At 69.6% G+C, this 22301-nt stretch carries 22 protein-coding genes; 6 read left to right on the top strand and 16 right to left on the bottom strand.

Going from position 1 to position 22301, the window contains the following annotated elements; genetic code table 11:
• Positions 1–8: 8 nt before the first annotated feature.
• The 5 genes from AC4D2F_RS06090 to AC4D2F_RS06070 all read right to left on the bottom strand — a co-directional run bounded on the left by AC4D2F_RS06090 (position 9) and on the right by AC4D2F_RS06070 (position 6082).
• Entirely contained in the window at positions 9–1343 is a 1335-nt protein-coding gene (locus AC4D2F_RS06090) for an ABC transporter substrate-binding protein (protein ID WP_490909863.1), read from the bottom strand.
• A 77-nt stretch (positions 1344–1420) separates the two neighbouring features.
• Positions 1421–2254 carry a carbohydrate ABC transporter permease gene (locus tag AC4D2F_RS06085; protein WP_104166796.1) on the bottom strand — a complete coding sequence of 278 codons (834 nt, stop codon included), beginning with the start codon at positions 2252–2254 and terminating at the stop codon, positions 1421–1423.
• A gap of 95 nt (positions 2255–2349) precedes the next feature.
• A complete protein-coding gene (locus AC4D2F_RS06080; protein ID WP_490909862.1) occupies positions 2350–3288 on the bottom strand; it encodes a carbohydrate ABC transporter permease in 939 nt (312 codons plus the stop codon).
• Entirely contained in the window at positions 3266–5329 is a 2064-nt protein-coding gene (locus tag AC4D2F_RS06075) for a beta-galactosidase (RefSeq protein ID WP_490909861.1), read from the bottom strand. The genes AC4D2F_RS06080 and AC4D2F_RS06075 overlap by 23 nt, the downstream gene beginning before the upstream one ends.
• Positions 5330–5635: 306 nt before the next feature.
• The gene (locus AC4D2F_RS06070; RefSeq protein ID WP_490909860.1) at positions 5636–6082 is read right to left on the bottom strand and encodes a VOC family protein; all 447 of its coding nucleotides are present in this window, start codon (positions 6080–6082) and stop codon (positions 5636–5638) included.
• A 185-nt stretch (positions 6083–6267) separates the two neighbouring features.
• Between AC4D2F_RS06070 and AC4D2F_RS06065 the strand changes: the two genes are divergently transcribed.
• A complete protein-coding gene (locus AC4D2F_RS06065; RefSeq protein WP_104166201.1) occupies positions 6268–7722 on the top strand; it encodes an APC family permease in 1455 nt (484 codons plus the stop codon).
• 30 nt (positions 7723–7752) lie between these two features.
• The gene (locus AC4D2F_RS06060; RefSeq protein WP_490909859.1) at positions 7753–8589 is read left to right on the top strand and encodes a PhzF family phenazine biosynthesis protein; all 837 of its coding nucleotides are present in this window, start codon (positions 7753–7755) and stop codon (positions 8587–8589) included.
• Here AC4D2F_RS06060 and AC4D2F_RS06055 read toward each other — a convergent pair.
• From AC4D2F_RS06055 to AC4D2F_RS06040, 4 genes are all read right to left on the bottom strand, one after another.
• Entirely contained in the window at positions 8490–9131 is a 642-nt protein-coding gene (locus AC4D2F_RS06055) for a GNAT family N-acetyltransferase (protein ID WP_258069758.1), read from the bottom strand. The two genes, AC4D2F_RS06060 and AC4D2F_RS06055, sit on opposite strands and share 100 nt — an antisense overlap.
• Complete coding sequence (locus AC4D2F_RS06050) at positions 9128–9550, bottom strand: GNAT family N-acetyltransferase (RefSeq protein WP_490909858.1); 423 nt, start codon at positions 9548–9550, stop codon at positions 9128–9130. The genes AC4D2F_RS06055 and AC4D2F_RS06050 overlap by 4 nt, the downstream gene beginning before the upstream one ends.
• Before the next feature lie 93 nt (positions 9551–9643).
• Positions 9644–10159 carry a Cys-tRNA(Pro) deacylase gene (ybaK, locus tag AC4D2F_RS06045; RefSeq protein ID WP_490909857.1) on the bottom strand — a complete coding sequence of 172 codons (516 nt, stop codon included), beginning with the start codon at positions 10157–10159 and terminating at the stop codon, positions 9644–9646.
• 30 nt (positions 10160–10189) lie between these two features.
• On the bottom strand, positions 10190–10576 hold the full coding sequence (locus AC4D2F_RS06040) for a hypothetical protein (protein WP_490909856.1): 387 nt from the start codon (positions 10574–10576) through the stop codon (positions 10190–10192).
• Positions 10577–10754: 178 nt separating this feature from the next.
• Between AC4D2F_RS06040 and AC4D2F_RS06035 the strand changes: the two genes are divergently transcribed.
• On the top strand, positions 10755–11771 hold the full coding sequence (locus AC4D2F_RS06035) for a LacI family DNA-binding transcriptional regulator (protein WP_104166194.1): 1017 nt from the start codon (positions 10755–10757) through the stop codon (positions 11769–11771).
• Between the two features lie 35 nt (positions 11772–11806).
• The gene (locus AC4D2F_RS06030; protein WP_490909855.1) at positions 11807–12100 is read left to right on the top strand and encodes a DUF503 domain-containing protein; all 294 of its coding nucleotides are present in this window, start codon (positions 11807–11809) and stop codon (positions 12098–12100) included.
• Between the two features lie 33 nt (positions 12101–12133).
• Here the strand turns inward: AC4D2F_RS06030 and AC4D2F_RS06025 are convergent, their stop codons facing one another.
• The 6 genes from AC4D2F_RS06025 to AC4D2F_RS06000 all read right to left on the bottom strand — a co-directional run bounded on the left by AC4D2F_RS06025 (position 12134) and on the right by AC4D2F_RS06000 (position 17967).
• Positions 12134–12835, bottom strand: coding sequence for an HAD family hydrolase (locus AC4D2F_RS06025; protein WP_490909854.1), 702 nt, complete (start codon positions 12833–12835; stop codon positions 12134–12136).
• A 110-nt stretch (positions 12836–12945) separates the two neighbouring features.
• Positions 12946–14160 (bottom strand): class I SAM-dependent methyltransferase, encoded by a 1215-nt coding sequence (locus AC4D2F_RS06020; protein ID WP_104166187.1) that lies wholly within the window; start codon positions 14158–14160, stop codon positions 12946–12948.
• 9 nt (positions 14161–14169) lie between these two features.
• Positions 14170–14928: an iron ABC transporter ATP-binding protein gene (locus AC4D2F_RS06015; RefSeq protein ID WP_490909853.1), complete on the bottom strand. Its 759-nt coding sequence runs from the start codon at positions 14926–14928 to the stop codon at positions 14170–14172.
• Between the two features lie 30 nt (positions 14929–14958).
• Positions 14959–15987: an iron chelate uptake ABC transporter family permease subunit gene (locus tag AC4D2F_RS06010; protein ID WP_490909852.1), complete on the bottom strand. Its 1029-nt coding sequence runs from the start codon at positions 15985–15987 to the stop codon at positions 14959–14961.
• The gene (locus tag AC4D2F_RS06005) at positions 15977–16990 is read right to left on the bottom strand and encodes an ABC transporter permease (protein WP_490909851.1); all 1014 of its coding nucleotides are present in this window, start codon (positions 16988–16990) and stop codon (positions 15977–15979) included. The genes AC4D2F_RS06010 and AC4D2F_RS06005 overlap by 11 nt, the downstream gene beginning before the upstream one ends.
• 32 nt (positions 16991–17022) lie before the next feature.
• Complete coding sequence (locus tag AC4D2F_RS06000; RefSeq protein WP_490909850.1) at positions 17023–17967, bottom strand: siderophore ABC transporter substrate-binding protein; 945 nt, start codon at positions 17965–17967, stop codon at positions 17023–17025.
• 320 nt (positions 17968–18287) lie between these two features.
• Here AC4D2F_RS06000 and groES point away from each other — a divergent pair, with 320 nt between their 5' ends.
• On the top strand, positions 18288–18584 hold the full coding sequence (gene groES / locus AC4D2F_RS05995; RefSeq protein ID WP_104166178.1) for a co-chaperone GroES: 297 nt from the start codon (positions 18288–18290) through the stop codon (positions 18582–18584).
• 75 nt (positions 18585–18659) lie between these two features.
• Positions 18660–20273 (top strand): chaperonin GroEL, encoded by a 1614-nt coding sequence (gene groL, locus AC4D2F_RS05990; RefSeq protein WP_104166176.1) that lies wholly within the window; start codon positions 18660–18662, stop codon positions 20271–20273.
• 220 nt (positions 20274–20493) lie between these two features.
• On the opposite strand, the gene AC4D2F_RS05985 is transcribed toward groL, so the two are convergent.
• Positions 20494–22128, bottom strand: a complete 1635-nt coding sequence (locus tag AC4D2F_RS05985; RefSeq protein ID WP_490909849.1) for a ribonuclease J — start codon at positions 22126–22128, stop codon at positions 20494–20496.
• Between the last annotated feature and the right edge of the window lie 173 nt (positions 22129–22301).

Here is a 22301-nt window from a genome sequence, read left to right as displayed (position 1 = left end):
GCCGGCGACTACTCGGAGACCGGGATGGACTGCGACTTGAGGGAGTCGATCGTCTTCTGCTGCCCGTTCTCCAGGGCGTCCATCAGGGTGCCGGAGCCGCCGATGGCAGCGCCGAATCCGTCCGAGACGTCCGTGTAGGTCTGCGTCATCGTGGGGCCCCAGGTGAAGTCGGGGTTCACGTTGGCGGAGGCCTCGGAGAAGACCTCGTAGATCTTCTGTCCGCCGTAGTACTCGACGCCGCCGGCGAAGGACTCGAGGTCCGCCGCGGACTTCGCCGCCGGGTACAGGCCGCCGAGCTCGTTGGCGAGGGCCAGTGCTTCGGGGTCCGTGTTCAGCCAGAGCGCGAACTTCGCGGCCTCGGCCGGGTGCTCGGAGCCCTTCAGCACGGCCGTCGAGGAGCCGCCCCAGTTACCGGCGGCCTCGCCGCCGTCCTCCCACTGCGGCATCGGGGCGACGGCCCACTTGCCGGCCGTGTCGGGAGCGCCGGTCGAGAGCGTCGTCGCGCCCCAGACCGCGGACACCCAGGTCCACTGCTGGCCCTCGTTGAAGGACGCGTTCCACTCGTCCGAGAAGGACGGCAGGGTGGAGACGAGGTCCTTGGACAGCAGGTCCTGCCAGTAGGTGGCGACCTCCTCGGACTCGGGGCTGGTCAGGTTGACGTCCCAGCTCTCGCCGTCGTTCGCGAACCACTGGCCGCCGTTCTGCCAGACCATGCCGGCGAACCAGTTCACGTCCGACTTCGGGAAGTTGGTGATGTAGGAGCCTTCGGCCTTGATCTGCTCGGCCGCTGCGGCGTACTCCTCCCAGGTGGTGGGCACCTCGATGCCGGCCTGCTCGAAGAGGTCCGCGCGGTAGTACATGGCCATGGGGCCGCTGTCCTGCGGTATCGCGTAGACGGCGTCCTCCTCGCCGAAGGTGACCTGGCCCCAGGTCCAGTCGACGAACTGGTCCTCGGCGTCGGCGACGCCTTCGCAGCCTGCGAGGTTCTCCAGGCCGTCCTGCACGCGGAAGTTCGGCAGGGCGTCGTACTCGATCTGGCCGAGGTCCGGAGCGTTGCCGGCCTGGATCTGGTTGAAGAAGTTCTGGTACGTACCCGAGTTGCCGTTGGGTCCGGTCTGCACCTCGACCTGGATGTCCGGGTTGTCCGCGTTCCACAGGTCGACGACCTTGTCCATACCGGGAACCCAGGTGGTGAAGGTCAGTTCGACGGGCCCGTCGGAGGCCTCGCAGGGGGCTGCTTCGCCACCTGCTTCAGAGCTGTCTCCGCCGGCTGAACAGCCGGAGAGAGCCAGCGCAGAGATCATGGCGAAGGCCGCGGTGACTTTTCCGTAATGCGCGCGCATTGTCTTTCCTATCGGTGGTAGTGCGGTGCTGGGGCGGACGCCCCCGCACCTGGTGCTGGTCGGGAGGATCGGGGTGGCTACTTGACGCTGCCGGCGCCGAGACCGCTGCTCCAGAACCGCTGGAGGGCGAGGAAGGCGATGATGAGCGGGACGATGGAGACGAGCGCTCCGACGATCACGAGGGACCGCAGCTCCGGGATCTGGCTGATCTGGCTGTTCCAGGCGTACAGCCCCAGGGTCACGGGGAAGAGCACCTGGTCACGCAGCATGATGAGCGGCAGGAAGAAGTTGTTCCAGATCGCGACGAACTGGAACAGGAAGATGGTCACCAGGGCCGGTGCCATCAGGCGCGTGGACAGGCTGAAGAACGTCCGCACCTCCCCGGAGCCGTCGAGGCGCGCGGCCTCGAGCAGTTCGTTGGGGACACTCGCCGCCGCGTAGATCCGGGCCAGGTACACACCGAACGGGCTCACGAGGCTCGGCAGGAAGACGGCCCACATGGTGTTGGTGAGCTCCACCCGGCTGAAGATCAGGAACAGGGGGAGGGCCAGCGCGGTGGCGGGGACGAGGACGCCGCTGAGCACGACGTTGAAGATCGCCTCGCGTCCCCGGAACTCGTACTTCGCGAGGGCGTAGCCGCACATGGCCGCGATGACCGTCCCGATGAGGGCACCCACGCCGGCGTAGAGGGCGGAGTTCAGCAGCCACCGGCCGAAGAGACCGTCCCCGTAGGTGAAGAGCCGGCCGAGGTTCTCGAAGAACGTGGCGAAGGAGTTCGCGGTGAACCACAGCGGCGCCGTGGAGGTGATCTCCCCGCCGGTCTTGGTCGAGGTGGTGAGCAGCCACCAGATGGGGGTCAGGAAGTACAGGGTGAAGACACCCATGACGAGCATCGCCGCGCTGCGGGACATGATGCTCTGACGTGGCCCGCGTCCGCGGTTCTCGGCGCTCTGGGCCGTCCTGCTCCCGCCGCGCGGGCGCTTGGGGGCGGTGGCTGGGGCTGCCATCACTGGGATACCTTCCGCTGGGTGGCCTTCAGGAAGACGAAGGAGAGGATGAACGTGGCGAGCGCCAGGACCACCGAGAACGCGGCGGCCAGGTTGTAGTTGGGGATGGACGCCGTGGTGTAGACCGCGAGGTTCGGGGTGTAGGTGCTGCTGATCGCGGAGCTGAAGCTGCGCAGGGTCTGCGGTTCGGCCAGCAGCTGGAGCGTGCCGATGATGGAGAAGACCGCGGTGAGGATGATCGCGGGGACCACCAGGGGGATCTTGATGCGCCAGGCGATCTGGATGTTGCTGGCGCCGTCGAGCCGCGCCGCCTCGTAGATCTCGTGGGGGATCGCGAGCAGGGACGCGTAGATGATCAGCATGTTGTAGCCCACGTAGACCCACGTCACGATGTTCGCGATGGCCCACAGGACGAGTTCGGCGCCCAGGAAGTCGACGTTCGAGGTCACGGCGCCGAACGGGGAGAGCGACGGCGAGTACAGGAACCCCCACATGATGGCGGCGATCACGCCGGGGACGGCGTAGGGGGCGAAGAACGCCAGGCGGAAGAACTTCTTGCCCTTGAGCAGCGGGGAGTCGAGCAGCAGCGCGAACAGCAGGGCGAGGCCGAGCATGACGGGCACCTGCACGGCGCCGAACAGCAGGACCCGGCCCACGGACTGCCAGAAGGCGGTGTTCTGGAAGACCTGCTGGTACTGCACGAGGCCGCCGAAGACCTGCTGGGGTGCGCCGAAGGTGCCCTCCCGCTCGACGGTGAGCAGCGACTGGATGATCGCGTAGACGATCGGGACGGCGTAGAAGGCGACGAAGAGCAGCGCGAACGGGCCGATGAACATGGCCACGGCGCGCCGCTGGGCTCCCGACGAGCGGCTCTTCCGCGCGGCCGGGCGTACCTTCGAGGACTCAGCCGGAGTGTTAGTGACGGTCATTTCCTGCATCCTTTCGGCCCGGGGCGGAGCCGTCGGTGGGGATAACTGGGGTGGTACGGACAACGCGCACGGCGCCCGCGGGAACGACGACGGCGTCGGCCACGGCCTCAGCGGTCAGCAGTTCCAGGCCGCTGACCCGGTGCTTGCGGTCCTCGGTGCCGTGGTTGATGAGGAAGAGGTACTCGTGTCCGTTGCCGCGGCGGGTGACCGTCTCGAGACCGGACTGCACCTCGGGAACGGGGATGCCGGCGGCGATGGCGGCACGCAGCAGCAGGTCCCGGAGGACACCGCCGTCGAGCACCGTGCCGACGTACCAGGCCGCGCCCGCGCCGAAGCGGTTGCGGGTGACGGCGGGGCCGCCGGCGTGGTGGCCGGTCGCGTAGCTCAGCACGGCCTCGGCCGTGGTGAGGCGGACCGCCTCGGACCAGAGGGACGCGGGGGAGCCGTTGTCGAGGGTGAGCGGGTGCGCCGGGTCGAGCGGGAAGAACTCCTCGGACCGGAGGCCGAGCAGCTCCCGGAACGCTCCGGGGTAGCCGCCGGGGCGCACCCGCTCGTTCTCGTCGACGATGCCGCTGAAGAAGGTGACGACGGCGGATCCGCCGTCGGCCACGAAGTCGCTGATGATCGCGGCGTGCTCGTCGCGGATCAGGTAGAGGTTGGGGACCACCACGAGGCGGTAGGCGGAGAGGTCAGCGCCGGGTGCCACGACGTCGACGGTGATGCCGGCGTCCCACAGGGCCTTGTAGGCGGCGTGCACCTGCTCGATGTAGCGGACGTCGCCGGACGGGTGCGATTCCTGGTCGTGGGCCCACCAGGCCTCCCAGCTGAAGACGAGCGCGACGTCCGCGTGCACGGTGGTGCCCGCGAGTTCGCGCAGCTTGACCAGCGACGAGCCGAGTTCGACGACGTCGCGCCAGATCTGCGAGTCCGTCCCGGCGTGCGGCACCATCGCGGAGTGGAATTTCTCGCTGCCCTGCAGCGACGCGCGCCACTGGAAGAAGCACAGGCCGTCCGCGCCGCGGGCGAGGTGGGTCAGCGAGGTGCGGATCATCTCTCCCGGACCCTTGGCGATGTTGCGGGGCTGCCAGTTCACGGCACCGGTGGAGTGTTCCATGAGCAGCCACGGCCGGCCCTGCGCGAGCCCGCGGGTGGCGTCCGCGGTGAAGGCGAGTTCGGCCCGCGGTGCGTCGAGGCGGTGATCCACGTAGTGGTCGTTGGCGATGACGTCCATCGAGGGCGCCCAGGTCCAGTAGTCCTGGTTGCGGATATGGGCCGCGACCATGAAGTTCGTGGTGACGGGAGCTGCGCTGTTGGCCCGCAGGACGGCTTCCTCGGCCGAGTAGTGGGCGAGGAGTTCGTCCGAGCTGAAGCGGTTGAAGTCGAGCGTCTGCGTCGGGTTGGTCGCCGAGAGCGTGAGCCTCGGGGGCAGGATCTGCTCCCAGGCCGAGTACCGCTGGCTCCAGAACGCGGTCCCCCACGCCGCGTTGAGGGCGTCGAGGCTCTGGTAGCGCGTGCGGAGCCACCCGCGGAAGGCCTCCGCCGAGACGTCGCAGTAGCACAGCGAGTTGTGGCAGCCGAGCTCGTTCGAGACATGCCACAGCCGGAGCGCCGGGTGGCTGCCGTAGCGGGCGGCGACCTGCTGGACGAGCGCGAGGGCGTGCTCGCGGTAGACGGGGGAACTGGGGCAGAACGCCTGGCGGCCGCCCGGCCAGCGGGCCGTGCCGTCGGCAGCGCGGGGGAGGATTTCCGGGTGGGCGGTGGTGAGCCAGGCGGGGGTCGAGGACGTCCCGGTGCCCAGGTTCACCCCGATGCCGTGTTCGGCGAGGAGGTCCATGACGGCGTCGAGGTTCCCGAAGCGGAAGACGCCCGGCTCCGGCTCCAGTTCCGCCCAGCCGAAGATGTTGACGGCCACGAGATTGACGCCGGCTTCCTTCATCAGGCGGACGTCCTCCACCCAGACGGAGGGGTCCCACTGCTCCGGGTTGTAATCACATCCATAGACGAGCTGCCCGTTGCCGGACAGTCCTGCGACGGTGGTGGTGTGTGCCAAGCCTGCTCCTCGGTGCTGCGGTGCCGATTCTCGGGCAGGTGCCGCAGGAGAGGCCGCGGGCGCGTTCTGTGAACGCTCCCAGAAATGGCCACCAAGCTCTCCGTTGAGAATCTGTGAACGTTCCCAGAGTAATCACGGTCACATCGGCTGTCAACGCCGGAGGTGGTGCCGCGGATCAGCAGGGCACCGTCGTCCCCGTCCTTCCGCCCGGGAGGGGGCAGCGTGTCGCGGCGCGACACGCTGCTCGAGGGCGCGAGGACCGGGGACGACGGCGCCGGCGACGCTGCGCAGCGAGGCGCCGGAGGCCTAGGTGAGCTGCTGGTCGCCGTACTTGGCCTGGACGGCCTCCCAGTCGCCGGACTGCGCGATGGGGTCCATCCACATCACTTCCCATGCGTGGCCGTCGGGGTCGGAGAAGGAGCGCGAGCGCATGAAGCCGAGCTCCTGGGACTTGTTCTCGGCGGCTCCGGCGGCGACGGCCCGCTGGACGAGGGTGTCGACCTCCTCCGGCGCGTCGACGCTGATCGCGTTGATGACTGCGGAGGTGGCGTGGGCGTCCGCGACGGGCTTGTCCGTGAACTGCGTCCAGTGCTGGTGGGTGAGGATCATCAGGAAGATGGTGTCGCTGATGGCCACTGAGCCGGCGTCCTCGTTGGAGAAGTTCGGGTCCAGCGTCCAGCCGAAGCTCGTGTAGAACTCCTTGGACCTCGCGAGGTCGCTGACGGGGAGGTTGATGAAGACGTTCGTGGCCATGGCCGTTCTCCTGTTTCGTGGGCGGTGGTGATCCGGTGCGTGCTCCGGGGCTCCTGTGAGCCCCTGTACCTCTTGGACGCGAACTTCTCCGGGAAATCATCGGTGTCCGACGCATTCCTGTCCACCCCTTGCGAAGCAGGCTGAACAGGTCGACAGTGAGGTGGAAAACTACGGGGAGGCCGTCCATGAGTACTTCGTCAGAGCACGTGTCCGAAGCATCCGCCACCCGCGAGGAACCCGAGCTCAAGCGGGTCCTCGGGCCGAAGCTGCTCCTCCTGTTCATCGTGGGTGACATCCTCGGAGCCGGGGTCTACGCGGTGACCGGGACCATGGCGGGGACGGTCGGCGGGCTCGTGTGGCTCCCGTTCCTCCTCGCCTTCGTCGTCGCGACGATGACGGCGTTCTCCTACCTCGAACTCGTGACGCAGTACCCCCAGGCGGCGGGGGCCGCCCTGTACGCCCACAAGGCGTTCGGCATCCACTTCGTCACCTTCCTGGTGGCGTTCGCCGTCGTCTGCTCCGGCATCACCAGCGCCGCGACCTCCGCCAACGTGCTGGCCCAGAACCTCTTCGGCGGCTTCGTGGTCAACGGCTGGACGGACACGCCGGGGCAGGGGGCGCTCACCGCCGTCGCCCTCGGGTTCATGGTCCTGCTCGCCCTGATCAACCTCCGCGGGGTCGGCGAGAGCGTCAAGTTCAACGTCGTCCTGACGCTCATCGAGGTCGCCGCGCTGTGCATCGTCATCGGCGTGGGCTTCCTCGCCATGGCGCAGGGCACCGGCAACGTGGGCCAGGTCTTCGTCTTCACCGACTACCAGGACAAGGGCCTGTTCCTGGCGGTCACCGCCGCCACCTCGATCGCCTTCTTCGCGATGGTGGGCTTCGAGGACTCCGTCAACATGGTCGAGGAGACGCAGAACCCGGAGCGCATCTTCCCCAGGACCATGCTGACAGGCCTCGGGATCGCGGTGCTCTTCTACATGCTGGTGGCCGTGTCGGTGGTCACGGTGCTCAGTCCCACCGAGCTGGAGGGCATCCGGGAGGCGGAGGGTGCCGCGCTGCTCGAGGTGGTGCACAAGGGATCGCCCGATTTCCCCATCGACCAGATCTTCCCCTTCCTCGCCGTCTTCGCCGTCGCGAACACCGCCCTGATCAACATGCTGATGGCCAGCCGCCTGATCTACGGGATGGCGCGGCAGGGCGTCCTGCCCCGACCGCTCGGCAAGGTGCTCCCCGTGCGCTGCACGCCGTGGGCCGGCATCGTGTTCTCGACGGTCCTGGCACTCGGCCTGATCCTCTACGTGACCAGCGACCCGGACGGCAACATCGTCGCCAACCTCTCCGGGACCACCGCGTTCCTGCTCCTGTGCGTCTTCACCGTGGTGAACATCGCTTGCCTGGTGCTGCGCCGCAAGCGGGACGTCAACCGGAAGGTGTTCTTCACCTCCCCGGGCCCGCTTCCCGCCGTGGCTGCCGTCCTGTGCCTCTTCCTCGCCGGCCCCTGGGTGGGGCGCGACATCATCCAGTACCAGATCGCCGGGGGCCTCATGGTGATCGGCGTCGTGCTCTGGTTCGTGACCTGGCTGATCAACCGGAGGACCAACACCCCCACGGGGGATCCGGCGGCGATCGACGGGTGACCGGCCCGGAGCCGCGCTAGCATCGGCTGCATGGAGATCCTCCGCTACGCAGCGTTCACCGACCGGCCCGACGGCGGGAACCCCGCCGGTGTGGTGCTCGACGCCGACGGCCTGACGTCCGGGGAGATGCAGGCCATCGCCGCGGAGCTCGGCTACGCGGAGAGCGCCTTCATCTCCGACCGCCTGCCCGGCCATGCCACGGTCCGCTACTTCGCCCCCGAGGCGGAGATCCCCTTCTGCGGCCACGCGACGATCGCCACGGGCGTCGCGCTCGCCGAACGCGAGGGACCGGGGACGCTGGCCCTCTCGACCCCGGTGGGAGTGCTCGGGCTCACCACGGACCGCGTGGCCGGTCGCCTCGTCGCGTCCCTCGAGACGGTCGAACCGTGGGTCGACGGGATCGACGCCGGCTGCCGCGCCGACCTGCTGCGCCACCTCCGGCTCGCCGAGGAGGACCTGTCGACCGACCTGCCCGTCCTGCTGTCCTTCGCCGGCAACATCCACCCGATCGTGCCCGTCCGCGACGCGGGCGTGCTGCGCGCACTCGACTACGACTACGACGGCCTCAGGACGCTCATGGCCGCCCAGGGCTGGGGGGCGACGGTCGCCGTCGTGCACCGGATCGGCCCGCACGTCTTCGAGGCCCGCAACCCCTTCCCGCCGGGCGGCGTCCGGGAGGACCCCGCCACCGGTTCCGCGGCGGCATCCCTCGGCGCGTACCTGCGGGCGCGCGGCGAGGTCCTCCCGCCGGCCACCCTGACGGTGCATCAGGGTTCCGACGTCGGGCGCCCGTCCCTGATCACGGTCGGCATCCCGGTGGCCGGGGGGCTGACGGTCTCCGGCGGCGCGGTGCGGATCACCGCGTAGGCGGCGAGGTCGCGCCGTTCACCGCCGATCTCCAGGTAGCTGCGGAGGATCCCCTCGTAGCTGAAGCCGGCCCGGCGGGCGACGCCGACGGACGCCGCGTTCCACGGCTCGATGTGCAGTTCCAGGCGGTGGAGGCCCGGCAGGGTCCACGCGAACGAGGTCAGCGCCCGCAGGGCGTCCGTCGCGGTCCCGCGACCGCGAGCGGCGGGGGCGACGGCGTATCCGGCCTGGCCTCGCCCCAGGGGGTAGTCGCGCAGCCACAGGCCGATGACGCCCAGCGCCTCGTCGGAGCGGGCGTCGGCGATCGCGAAGGAGAAGCCCGTACCTTCCGGGTGCCGCTGGCGCTGGCGGGCGATGTAGGCGAGGGCTTCCTGCTCACCGGCCAGCGGAGGGAGCGTGCCGATCAGGGGCACGTAGGGATCGGTCGCCAGGTCCCGGACCATGCCCGAGTCCCTGTCCTCGACCCGTCGGAGGACCACGTCGCCGACGGCCGGCGCGACGTCCGGCCAGTCGGGCAGCAGCGCACCCACGGGCCCGCTCACGGCCGGTAGCCGAACGCCGCGAGGCGGAGGTCGTCGTGCGGCTGGAAGCCCAACGCACGGTAGAACGGGTGCGAGCGCGCCGCGTCCTCCGTCCCGCCGGCGTCGGTGCTCAGGGCCACGAACATGCAGTGGCGGTAGCGCCCCTGGATCTCCTCCATCAGGGCGCGTGCCACCCCGCGTCGCCGGGACGCCGGGTGCACGAGGACGTCCTGGATGTAACAGATCGATTCCCCGTCGGAGACGGTGCGCGCCAGGCCGATCAGTCCGCCGTCGTCGTCCCACGCCGTGACGACCAGGTGGGACCCCGCCAGGCTCCGCGCGAGCTTGTCGGGATCACGCGTGTAGGCCGTCCACCCCACGGCGTCGTAGAGCGTGAGCACCCGGTCCAGGGGAGGGGCGTCCTCAGCGGTGATCCTCACCGATCCACCGTACCCCTGCACCCCGTCCTCGCCATCGTGCACGCAGGGCACCGTGGAGCAGGAACCGGTCGGCGCTCCCTCCGCGCCAGGGCGTCACAGCTCCGCGGACCGGCGTCGCGTGCCCGCGATCGGGGCGATCAGGGCGTGCGTGACGGCGACGAGATCCGTGGGGGCCAGTTCGATGTCCAGACCCCGCTGGCCACCGGACACGAAGACGGTCGCGTGGTCGAGTGCCGAGCGGTCGACGACGACGGGGGATGCCTGCCGCTGGCCGATGGGGGAGATCCCGCCGAGGACATAGCCCGTCCGCCGCCGGGCGGCGTCCGGATCGGCCATCGCCGCCTTGCGCCGGCCGAGCGACGAGGCCAGGGCCTTGAGGTCCAGTGAACCGCTGACGGGGACGACGGCGGCGACCAGCGTCCCGTCGACGCTCGCCATCAGGGTCTTGAAGACCCGCTCCGGCTCGACGCCGAGCGCTGCGGCGGCCTCGAGCCCGTAGGAGGAGATGCCCTCCCCGTGGGTGTACGGATGCGTCGTGAAGGGGACGGCCGCGGCCGTCAGCGCGGCGAGGGCGGGCGTACCGCGTGGTCCCGTGATCTTCCTGCCCACATCACTCCCGCCTGTCGTGGCGCGTGCGTGCTAGGACGCCGTCCCGGCGTCCAGCGCCGTCGCCGGTTCGTGTGCCGAGGGGACGCCCCAGCTGCCCGTGAACTCGCACTCGACGATGAAGCCGGTCACGAGGACGCCGGTCAGCACGAGCCCTTCGACGTAGTCCACGCCGTCGTGGGTGACGGGTTCCACGCCCTGCTGCTCGAGGGCGTCGACAAGGTCCTCCGTGGCCGAGGGGTCCTGGCCGGTCCGGGAGCACCAGTACATGTAGAGGCCCTCGAGTTCGTCGAGGGAGACCAGCGCGCCGTCGGTGGTGACGGTGGTGGTGGCCCGGAGGAATCGGTCGAGGTGCGCCATGGGTGTGTGGCGCGGGGATTCGTCCGCGGGAGGGTCCGGAAGGGCTTCCTGGTCGGTCATTGCTGCACGCCCCGATCGGGGAGGGTGCTCCGCTGCAGGGTGCCCGGCGTGGTGGCCCGGGCGACGAGAGGGAGAACCGGAGAAACAGCCGCCCTCTTCTGGACAACTTCCCCCACAGTACTAGGTCGGTACTCCTTCCTGCGGAAACAGCCCGTGAACGCTCGGCTACAGTACACGTATGCCCCCGATCCGCACCCGTGCTCGCCGGGCGACCATCAACGACGTCGCGACCGCGGCAGGGCTCTCCCGGGGGACCGTGTCCCGGGTCGTCAACGGCGAACGCTACGTGTCCGACGAGGCGCGCATCGCCGTCGAGGAGGCGATCGCGCGGGTGGGCTACGTCCGGAACTCCGCGGCCAGGAACCTCGTCACCCAGGAGTCGCGGGCGATCGCCCTGATCATCCACGAGCCGCACTCGCTCCTGTTCGAGGACCCCAACATCGGGTCCATCCTCCTCGGGGCGAACGCCGTGCTCTCGCGGGCGGACTACCAGCTCGTCTCCCTCATCATCGACTCCGACCGGGACAGCCGCAGGGTCGCGGACTACCTGAGGGGCGGCCTCGTGGACGGCGCGGTCATCGTCTCCGCCCGGGCCTCCGACCCGATCGCCTCGGCGGTGCGCGACATCGGCGTGCCGGCCGCCTTCGTCGGCCATCCGCCCGGCACGCCGGACCTGCCGTACGTCGCGATCGACAACGTCGCCGCGGCCGGCGCGATCACGCGGCGCCTCATGGCGACCGGGCGCCGGAGGATCGGCATGATCGCGAGCGCCCTGGACCGGGACTCCGGGTACGACCGCTTCACGGGTTTCCGGGACGCGATGGGGGACCGCTTCGACGCGTCCCTGGTGGTCGAATACCCGCTCTACACCTACGCGGCGGGGCTCGAGGGGATGCAGGAGCTGCTGCGCCGCTGCCCGGAGATCGACGGCGTCTTCGCAGCCTCGGACGCCGTCGCTGCGGGTGCCATGACCGCGCTCCAGGAATCGGGGCGGAAGGTGCCCGACGACGTCGGAATCGTCGGCTTCGACGACAGCAGCTGGGCCGTGAGGACCAGGCCCCAGCTGTCCACCGTCCGGCAGCCCGCCGACCTGCTGGGCAGCACGGCGGCGGAACTGGTGCTGGCCCAGATCCGGGGCCTGCCGAGCCCCGTCCAGGTGCTCGACACGACCGTCGTCTGGCGCGATTCGGCCTGACCCCGCAGGGGAGGGGCACGACGAGGAGGACGCTCATGTGGATCGGGTTCATCGAGTTCGACGTCCTGCTCGGCGACGTGCACTCGCTGAAGGGCAAGCGGTCGGTGGTGCGCCCGCTCGTCGCGGACCTCCGCCGGAAGTTCGAGCTGTCCGTCGCGGAGGTCGGCCACCAGGACCTGCACCGCCGCACCGTCGTCGGGGTCGGCCTGGTCGGCGGCGACCGGCAGCACGTGGTGGACGTCCTGGACCGCGTGGAGCGGTACGTCGCGGCGAGGCCGGAGGTCGACCTCCTCAGTGCCCGGCGACGGCTCCTCACCAGCGAGGACTAGGGTGCGGGCCCTCCGGCGGTCCTCAGCAGCCCGTCAGGAGGCCGCGAGCCGGCGGAGCGGTCCGTCCTCGAAGGCGTCGAGCAGGGCCCGGATGTCCTTGTAGACCTCCACCGCGCCGGCCTTCCGCAGCTCCGCCTCGCTCGTGCCGCCCGAGGCCAGGCCGACCGTCGGGATCCCCAGTTCGGCCGCCGCCTTGACGTCCCAGATCGAGTCGCCGACGAACACGGTGTTCGCCGCGTCGAGCCCGCCGGCCTCGAGCGCGGCCTGCAGGATGTCCGGGGACGGCTTGCTGTTCTCGGCGTCGGACGAGCTGGTGGCCGCACTGATGGAATCGTCGGCGTCGATGATGCCGCGGGAGACGCCCACCTCCTGCTGCGAGGAGGAGGAGGCGAGGACCACGGTCAACCCGTGGTCGGCGCAGCGGCGCAGGAGGTCGCCGGCGCCCTCGAAGGCACGCAGGCCCGGCCAGTAGCTCGAGAAGAGGGCGCTGTGCGTGGAGTCCAGCTCGGCGTCCTGGTCCGTGTCGCGGTCGTCGCCGAGCAGGTGCGCCACGAGCTTGTCACCGCCCATCCCGATGGCGCGGTGGATCTCGGCCAGGGGCACGTCGTGGCCGAACCGCCGGAAGGCCTGCCACCAGGCCATGGTGTGCTGGTAGTTGGAGTCGACGAGGGTGCCGTCGACGTCGAACAGCACCCCGTGCCGTGGGTCCGCTGCTGTGCTGGTGCCGTCTGCCATGTGCTGCCTTCCGCTGGAGTGGATGTGCTCCCGATCGAGTCTAGGAACGGGCGGACCCCGGCGTCGTCGCGGATTCCGGCTTGCGGGAGGCCGACAAGTGTGGCCCGTTCTCAGGCGGTCGGCACGGGCTCGACGACGATGGCCACGCGCTCGTCCCCGAGGCGCGTCAGGACGAGGGTGGCCCTCTTCCGGCCCTTGCCGGATCCGGTCAGCAGTTGCTTGCGGACCTCCTCGGGGGTTACCGAGGTGCCGCGCTTCTTGATGTCGAGCACCCCGATCCCCTCGGCGCGGACCCACGCCTTCAGCGCCCTGACGTTGTAGGGCCGGACCTCGAGCACCCGGTATGCGCGGGCGAAGGGGGTGTCCGTGAACGTCGGCGCGCAGATGTAGGCGATCATCGGATCCAGCAGGTGCCCGCCGAGCTGTGCGGCGAGATCCGCCACGAGCTCGGCGCGGATGACGGCGCCGTCGGGCTCGTAGAGATAGCCGGCAGGTTCGCCGACGGCGGGTGTGGGCCCGTCGCCGAAGTCCCGCTCCGTCACCATCTCCGCGGCGCCCTGCGCCCCGAGGACGAGGGCGGCCCGCCGGACGCCCGCGCGGCGGAGCGCGTTGAACCAGAGGGCCACCTCCGTGACGTCGCCGTCCACGGAGACCCACTGCGCCTCGCAGCTCGCCGGGATGGAGGCGTGCGGCATGCCCGGGCCCATCTTCACGCCCACCGGCATGCCGCGGTCCGCGAGCTCCTGCACGAAGGACAGCGGGGGCGAGAACGCCTCGGGGTCGAAGAGGCGGGACGTGCCCGACGTCGTCGTCGTCCTGCGCGCCGGGTCGAGCCAGACGCCGTCGAACGCCGTGGTGTCGACGGCGGAGGCGTCCGCGTTGACGACGCGCGCGTTGGGGAAGGGGAGCAGGTTCATGGTCGCGGCCGCGGCGGTCGTCTCGTCGAGCTCGACGGCGGTGACCTCGCGGTCGAGGGTGGCCAGGGCCATGCTGTCCGCCCCGAGCCCGCATCCGAGGTCGGCGACCCTCAGGAGGCCGGCGTCGACGAAGCGCTGGGCGTGGCGGGCGGCGACGGTCAGGCGCGTGGCCTGCTCGAGCCCTGCGGCCGTGAAGATCATGCGTTCGGCGAAGGGGCCGAACTTGGCGGACGCCTTCGCCCGGAGCCGTGACTGGGTGAGGGCCGCGGCGACCACCTCGGGGGAGTAGCCGGCCTTCCGCAGCTGCCCGGTGAGGCGCAGGCTGTCCGCTTCGGTGTAGGGCCCGAGCGAGTTCAGCAGCTCCCAGCCGTCCGTGGTCAGGATGTCCGCGATGTTGTCCGACGCCATGCTGCCAGCCTAGGCGAAGTACACGCCGATCCTGTTGCCGCGGATCTGCTCCACCTGGATCTCGACGTCGTACACCTCCCGCAGCACCTCCGGCGTCATGATCTCCTCCGGCGGGCCCTGGCGGATGAGGGCGCCGTCGCGCATCGCGAGGATCGTGTCCGAGTAGCAGGAGGCGAAGTTGATGTCATGGATGACCAGCACCACGGTCTTCCCGAGGTCGTCGGCGAGGCGGCGGAGCAGGCGCATCATGTCCACGGAGTGCTTCATGTCGAGGTTGTTGAGCGGTTCGTCGAGCAGGATGCAGTCCGTGTCCTGCGCCAGCACCATGGCGATGAATGCCCGCTGGCGCTGCCCGCCGGAGAGCTCGTCCACGAAGCGGTGGGCCAGCTCCGTCAGGTCGAGGTAGGCGAGGGCCCGCTCGATGAGCTCGCGGTCCACGACGGTGGGGCGGCCGTTGTTGTGCGGGAAGCGGCCGAAGCCCACGAGGTCGCGCACGGAGAGCCGGACGGTGAGTTGGTTCTCCTGGCGCAGGATGGCCAGGGTCCGCGCCAGGACGGGGCCCGCCGTCGTGCTCACGTCCAGTCCGTCGACCACCACCGACCCGGCGTCGAGCGGGAGGAGCCTGCTCATCATGGACAGCAGCGTGGACTTGCCCGCGCCGTTCGGACCGATGATCGAGGTGACGCCGCCCCGGGGGATGGTGCAGCTGACGCCGTCGACCACCGTGGCGGCGCCGTAGCGCTTGGTGGCACGGTCGATGGTGATCATCGGAGACGGCCTTTCATCGGAGACGGCCTTTCATCGGATACGGCCTTCATCGGATACGCCTTTCAGGAGGAGGACGAGGAAGACGATGCCGCCGGTGAACTCGATGACGATGCTGAGCGCGGTGTCGAAGGCGAAGACCTGCTCGAGGACGAGCTGCCCGCCGACGAGCGCGATCACGCCGAGGAGGACGGCGATGGGCAGCACCACGGCGTGCCTGAACTGGTTGCAGAGCTGGTACGCGAGGGCGGAGACGAGCAGGCCGAAGAACGTCGTCGGGCCCACGAGGGCGGTGGAGACGGCGACGAGCACCGAGCAGACCACGAGCACGAGCGTCACGGTGCGCCGGTAGTCGACGCCGAGGCCCACCGCGGTCTCGCGGCCGAGGGCGAGGACGTCCAGCCGGTGTCGGAGCCGCCAGGCGGGGATGCACAGCCCGGCGACGGCGACCGCGGAGATGAGCAGGAGCAGCGGATCGACCCGGTTGAAGCTCGCGAAGAACAGGTCCTGCAGGATGATGTACTCGCTCGGATCCATCAATCGCTGCAGGAGCGACGAGGCGCCCCGGAAGAACACCCCGAACACGATCCCGACGAGCAGCAGCAGGTGGAGGCTGCGCCCGCTGCCCAAGAACAGCCACCGGTACAGCAGCCAGGAGAAGCCGACCATCAGGGACACCTCGACGGCGAAGCGGACGGGAGCGCCCAGGGTGAGGAGTGTCCCGGCGCCGAGCACGAAGGCCAGCACCGTCTGGATCAGGATGTAGAGCGCGTCCAGTCCCATGATCGACGGCGTGAGGATGCGGTTGCCGGTGACGGTCTGGAACAGGACCGTGGACACCCCGACGGCGACGGCGACGAGCACCATCGCGCCCACGCGGTTCAGGCGTCGGGGGAGCACGTAGGCGGGGTTCCCCTCGAGGCCGACCAGGAGGAACGCCGTGACGAGCGCGGCAGCGGTCACGCCGAGGACCACCAGCCAGGCGGCGGGCGGGAGGGACCGTACGGGTCTCCGTGCGGACTGCACGACGGCGGTGGGAAGGGTCCCCGTCCTAGCGCGCACCGGCGTTCCTCCTCACGAGCAGGGTGATGAACAGGATGCTGCCCACCACGGAGACGATCACGCCCACCGGCACCTCGTACGGGAAGCGGATGATGCGCCCGAGGATGTCGCAGGCGAGGACGAAACCGGCCCCGACGACGGCGATCCAGGGCACGGCGCGGCGCACGTTGTCGCCGATGAGCAGGGACACGAGGTTGGGGACGATCAGTCCGAGGAACGGGATGGCTCCGACCACCACGACGACGACGGCGCTGATGAGGCTCACGAGCACCAGGCCGAGGTTCATGGTGCGCCGGTAGTCCAGCCCCAGGTTCGTGGTGAACTCCTCGCCCATCCCGGCGACCGTGAAGCGGTCCGCGCAGATGTAACCGACCACGGCGAGGACGGCGACGATCCACAGCAGTTCGTAGCGGCCGCGGACCAGTCCCGAAAAGTCACCGATCATCCAGGTGTTGAGGGTCTGCAGCAGGTCGAACCGGTAGGCGAAGAACGTGGTGACCGCGGCGATGACGCCGCCGAGCATGATGCCCACCAGGGGGACGATCAGCGTGTTGCGCAGCGGGATGCGGCGCAGGACGGTCAGGAAGAGGGCCGTCCCGGCCATGGCGAAGAGGGCGGCGACGAGCATCTTCCCGACGATCGGCGCTGCGGGCAGGACGAGCGTGGCCACGAGAATGCCTGCGGTGGCGGACTCGACCGTCCCCACCGTGGAGGGTTCGACGAACCGGTTCCGGGCCATGAGCTGCAGGATGAATCCGGCGATGCTGAGGGCCACACCGGCCAGGACGACCGCGAGCGTCCGCGGCACGCGACTGACGAGGAAGGTCTGCCGGACGTCGGCGTCACCGGCCAGCAGGTCCGCGGGCGAGACGTCGGAGACGCCGACGAACAGGCTCACGAGGGCGAGCAGCAGCACGGCCCCACCGGCCAGCCACAGGGCGGGTGATCCGGTGGAACCGTGCTGCTGGACCGGCCGCTGCGGCCGGAGGGCGAGTGCTGGCATGGAGGCGCCTGCCGCGGGATGCGGTGGGCGGATCAGGCCGCGACGGCCTCGTGGACGGCCGAGACCATGGCGTCGAGGTTGTCCAGCCCGTAACCGATGAGGTACCAGCTTGCCGAGTCGAGGTAGGTCACGGCGTCGTTCTTCGCAGCAATCGTCCCGTTCACGAGGTCGTTGTCGAGGACCGCCGCGCCTGCCGCTCCCGCCTCACCGACGGCGGCGTCGCGGTCGATCACGAACAGGTGGGCGGGGTCGACCTCCGCGATGTACTCGAAGGAGACGGCCTCGCCGTGCGTCCCCTCACTCTTCACCTCGGCGGCGGGATCGACGCCGAGCACGTCGTGGATCAGGCCGAACCGAGAACCGGCACCGTACGCCGTGATCTCGCCTGCGCTGGTCATCAGGACGAGGCCGTCCCCCGCCGAGGAGGCTGCGTCCTTCGTCTCGTCGATGGCGGCGTCGAGGGCCGCCAGGCGGTCGGCGACCTCGTCCTCGACGCCGAAGACCCGGCCGAGGGATTCCGTGTGCTCCGCGAAGCTCGCGATCGGATCGGCCGCGTCGACGCTCAGGTCGATGGTGGGCGCGATCGCGGAGAGTTCGTCGTAGGAGTCGGCGACGCGGCCCGAGATGATGATCAGGTCGGGGGTGGCTGCAGCGATCGCCTCGAAGTCCGGTTCCTTCATGGATCCGATGTCGGTGACGTCCCCGCCCTCGTAGGCCGAGAGCTGCTCGGGGAGGGTGCCCTGCGGGACGCCGGCCACCTCGACGCCGAGCGCGTCGAGCGTGTCCAGAGCGCCGAGGTCGAACGTGAAGACCGTCTGCGGGTCCACCGGCACCTCGGTGGTTCCCTGCGCATGCTCGACCGGGACCGTCGAGGAGGCTGCGGGCTCGCCGGCGGCTTCGGAGGATCCGCCGCACGCCGTCAGGGCGAGGGTGGCTGCAGCGGCAGCGGAGAGGACGGCGAGGCGCACGTGTGACATGGATGAACTCCGGGGGGAAGGGGCCGGGCGGCCGGGGGACCAAGCAGTAAGGAAAGCCTTACCTGCCTGAATGTAGGCGAAGCGCGGTGAATTACGCAAACGAAGCATGACGTATTAGGAGATGTGTCGACGCAGCCCATCGATAGTGGCCATGGATTGGCACTCGCCTTGACCGAGTGCCAGCCCTTGCATACAGTCGGAGTTGGCACTCACTCACTACGGGTGCTAATCCCGAGGGAAGCGTTCGCCGGCACCGCGACGACGGTTCACGCCCCGCCCGACGGCCCCAGTCCATTGGTATCGAACGCAAAGGAGAGCCCGTGTCGGTCTCTATCAAGCCGCTTGAGGATCGTATCGTTGTCCGCCCGCTCGAAGCCGAGCAGACCACTGCTTCCGGCCTCGTCATCCCGGACACCGCCAAGGAGAAGCCCCAGGAGGGCGAAGTCGTAGCTGTCGGACCCGGCCGCGTCGATGACAACGGCAACCGCGTTCCCGTCGACGTCGCCGAGGGCGACATCGTCATCTACTCGAAGTACGGCGGAACCGAGATCAAGCAGGGCGGCCAGGAGTACCTCGTGCTCTCCGCCCGCGACGTCCTCGCGATCGTCGTCAAGTAACACCCCGATTGGAGAAGCCCCGGCCCGAAGTGGCCGGGGTTTTTCTCGCTGCACAAGCCTGAAAGGAACCAACGAATGGCAAAGCAGTTGGAATTCAACGACGCCGCCCGCCGTGCCCTCGAGGCCGGCGTGGACAAGCTCGCGAACACCGTCAAGGTGACGCTGGGCCCCCGCGGACGCAACGTCGTGCTCGACAAGAAGTGGGGCGCCCCCACCATCACGAACGACGGCGTCACGATCGCCCGCGAGGTGGAGCTCGACGACCCGTACGAGAACCTCGGCGCCCAGCTCGCCAAGGAGGTCGCCACCAAGACGAACGACGTCGCCGGTGACGGAACCACCACCGCCACGGTCCTGGCCCAGGCACTCGTCAAGGAAGGCCTCCGCAACGTGGCCGCCGGCGCCGCCCCGGGTCAGCTCAAGCACGGCATCGAGGTCTCGGTCCAGGCCGTCGCCAAGCGCCTGCTCGAGAACGCCCGCGAGGTCGTCGGTCAGCAGACCGCCGACGTCGCCTCCATCTCCGCCCAGAGCACCGAGGTGGGCGATCTCCTCGCAGAGGCCTTCGACAAGGTCGGCAAGGATGGTGTGATCACCATCGAGGAGTCCTCCACCACGCAGACCGAACTCGTCCTCACCGAGGGCATGCAGTTCGACAAGGGCTACCTCTCCCCGTACTTCGTGACCGACGCCGAGCGCCAGGAAGCCGTCCTCGAGGACGCGCTCATCCTCATCAACTCCGGCAAGATCTCCTCGCTGGCGGAATTCCTGCCGCTGCTCGAGAAGGCCCTGCAGGCCGGCAAGCCGCTGTTCATCATCGCCGAGGACATTGAGGGCGAGGCGCTCTCCACCCTGGTGGTCAACAAGATCCGCGGCACCCTCAACGTCGTCGCCGTCAAGGCTCCGGGCTTCGGTGACCGCCGCAAGGCCATGATGCAGGACATCGCCACCCTCACGGGTGCGCAGGTCGTCTCGCCGGACCTCGGCCTCAAGCTGGACCAGGTGGGCCTCGAGGTGCTCGGTTCCGCACGCCGGATCACCGTCACCAAGGACGCCACCACGATCGTGGACGGCACCGGCAGCGAGTCCGACGTCGCCGACCGCGTGGCGCAGATCCGCGCCGAGGTGGAGCGCACCGACTCCGACTGGGACCGCGAGAAGCTCCAGGAGCGCCTCGCGAAGCTCGCCGGCGGTATCGGCGTGATCAAGGTCGGCGCCGCCACCGAGGTGGAGCTCAAGGAGAAGAAGCACCGCATCGAGGACGCCGTGTCCTCGACGCGTGCGGCTCTCGAAGAGGGCATCGTGGCCGGCGGCGGTTCCGCGCTGGTCCACGCCGGCAAGGCACTCGACACCGACCCCGACGTCCTGGCACTCGAGGGCGACGCGGCCACCGCGGTCGGGCTCGTCCGCCGCGCGCTCGCCCAGCCACTGCGCTGGATCGCCGAGAACGCCGGCCACGAGGGCTACGTCGTCGTCGCGAAGGTCTCGGACCTCGAGGTGGGCCACGGCTTCAACGCCGCCACCGGCGAGTACGAGAACCTCGTCGACGCCGGCATCATCGACCCGGTCAAGGTGACGCGGTCGGCCCTGCAGAACGCGGCCTCGATCGCTGCCCTGGTGCTCACCACGGAAACGCTCGTGGTCGAGAAGCCCGAGCCGTCCGACGATGAGGGCCACGGCCACTCGCACTAGTCACAGGGGCTCCGGCCCGCTGCGTCCCAGAGGCCCCCCGGCTCCGCTGAGCCGGGGTGCTTCTGCGTCCGGGCCGTCGTGGCGTCGGCGTCGCTCCTGCCCACTCCGCGGCGTCGCCCGGTGGGCAGGTCGGGACACCCGGATCCGACGCCGCCGGCTCCGGCAACGACGAAGCCCCGGCACCCAACGGGTACCGGGGCTTCAGCGCAGTGCGCCGGGGTCAGGCGTCGACGACGATCGCGTTGACGACGGGCTGGCGGTTGTAGAACCGGCGCATCCAGTTGGCCGTGGCCCGCTCGATGATGTCCTCGGGGTCCTGGCGGCGGCCGCCCTGGCGGTTCGAGGCGGCATCGCGCAGCGCCTTCTCGACGGCGGCGCCGGCCTTGTCGAGGTCCTCGTCGGAGCAGGAGAAGCCCTTGGTGAAGAACTCGGGTGCCTCGACCATGTTGCCGTTGTCCGGGTCGATGATCGCGAGGATCGTGACGACGCCCTCCTCGGCCAGGCGGCGGCGCTCCACGAGGTCCTCCTCGGTGATGCCGCCCACGCTGTCGCCGTCGACGAAGACGAGTCCGGCGTCCACCTTGCCGGAGATGGTCGCGCGGCCGCGGACGAGGTCCACGGTCACGCCGTCCTGCGCGAGGACCACGTTGCGGGGATCGACGCCGGTGGCGACGGCGATCTCCGAGTTGGCCCGCAGGTGCCGCCACTCGCCGTGCACGGGCATGACGTTGCGGGGCTTGACGATGTTGTAGCAGTAGGCGAGCTCGCCGGCGCTGGCATGGCCGGAGACGTGCACCTTCGCGTTGCCCTTGTGGACCACGTTGGCGCCGATCTCGGTGAGCGCGTTGATGATGCCGTAGATCGCGTTCTCGTTGCCCGGGATGAGGGAGCTGGCCAGCAGCACCGTGTCACCCTCGGTGATCCGGATGGCGTGGTCGTTGTTGGCCATGCGCGAGAGCGCGGCCATCGGCTCACCCTGCGAGCCCGTGCAGATGAGGACCACCTTGTGGTCGTCGCTGCGCTCGAGCTTCTTGAAGTCCACCAGCAGGCCCTGCGGGATGTTCAGGTAGCCCAGATCCGCCGCGATGGTCATATTGCGCACCATCGAGCGGCCCACGAAGGCCACCTTGCGGCGGTGGCGGTGGGCGGTGTCGATGATCTGCTGGATGCGGTGGATGTGGCTCGCGAAGCTCGAGACGATGATCCGGCGCGGGGCGGTGCGGAACACGGCGTCGATCGCGGGCCCGAGGTCCTTCTCCGACGTCGTGAAGCCGGGAACGTCCGCGTTGGTGGAGTCGGTGAGGAACAGGTCCACGCCCTCCGCGCCGAGCCGGGCGAAGGAGCCGAGGTCGGTGATGCGCCTGTCCAGCGGGAACTGGTCCATCTTGAAGTCCCCGGTGTGCAGCACCATGCCGGCCGCGGTGCGGATGGCGACGGCGAGGCTGTCGGGGATGGAGTGGTTCACGGCGACGAACTCGAGGTCGAAGCCGCCCATCGTGCGCCGCTCGCCCTCCTTGACCTGGATGGTCTTCGGGGTGATGCGGTGTTCCTTGAGCTTGGCCTCGATGAACGCCAGCGTGAGGCGCGATCCCACCAGGGGGATGTCGGCGCGTTCCTTGAGCAGGTACGGCACGCCGCCGATGTGGTCCTCGTGGCCGTGCGTGAGGACCACGGCCACGACGTCGTCGAGGCGGTCGCGGATGTAGGAGAAGTCCGGCAGGATCACGTTGATGCCGGGCTGGTGTTCCTCCGGGAACAGCACCCCGCAGTCCACGATGAGCAGCTTGCCGTCGAACTCGAAGACGGTCATGTTCCTGCCGATCTCACCGATACCCCCGAGAGCGACGATGCGCATGGCTCCCTTGGCAAGTTCCCGTGGTGCTTTCAGTGCGGCAGCTCTTTTATTCACAGATCAGGTTTCTCTCGTTGGTGAGGAACGGCGGGGGAGCGGCCGTCAGACGAGCGTCGTCGAGGCCGGCACACCCGGCGATTCCGTGCTGGTGGTCCCCTGCGTTCGGGGAAGATACT

It is taken from the genome of Arthrobacter sp. TJ-263 (assembly GCF_058269155.1).
This window is presented reverse-complemented; position numbering and strand designations above follow the sequence as displayed.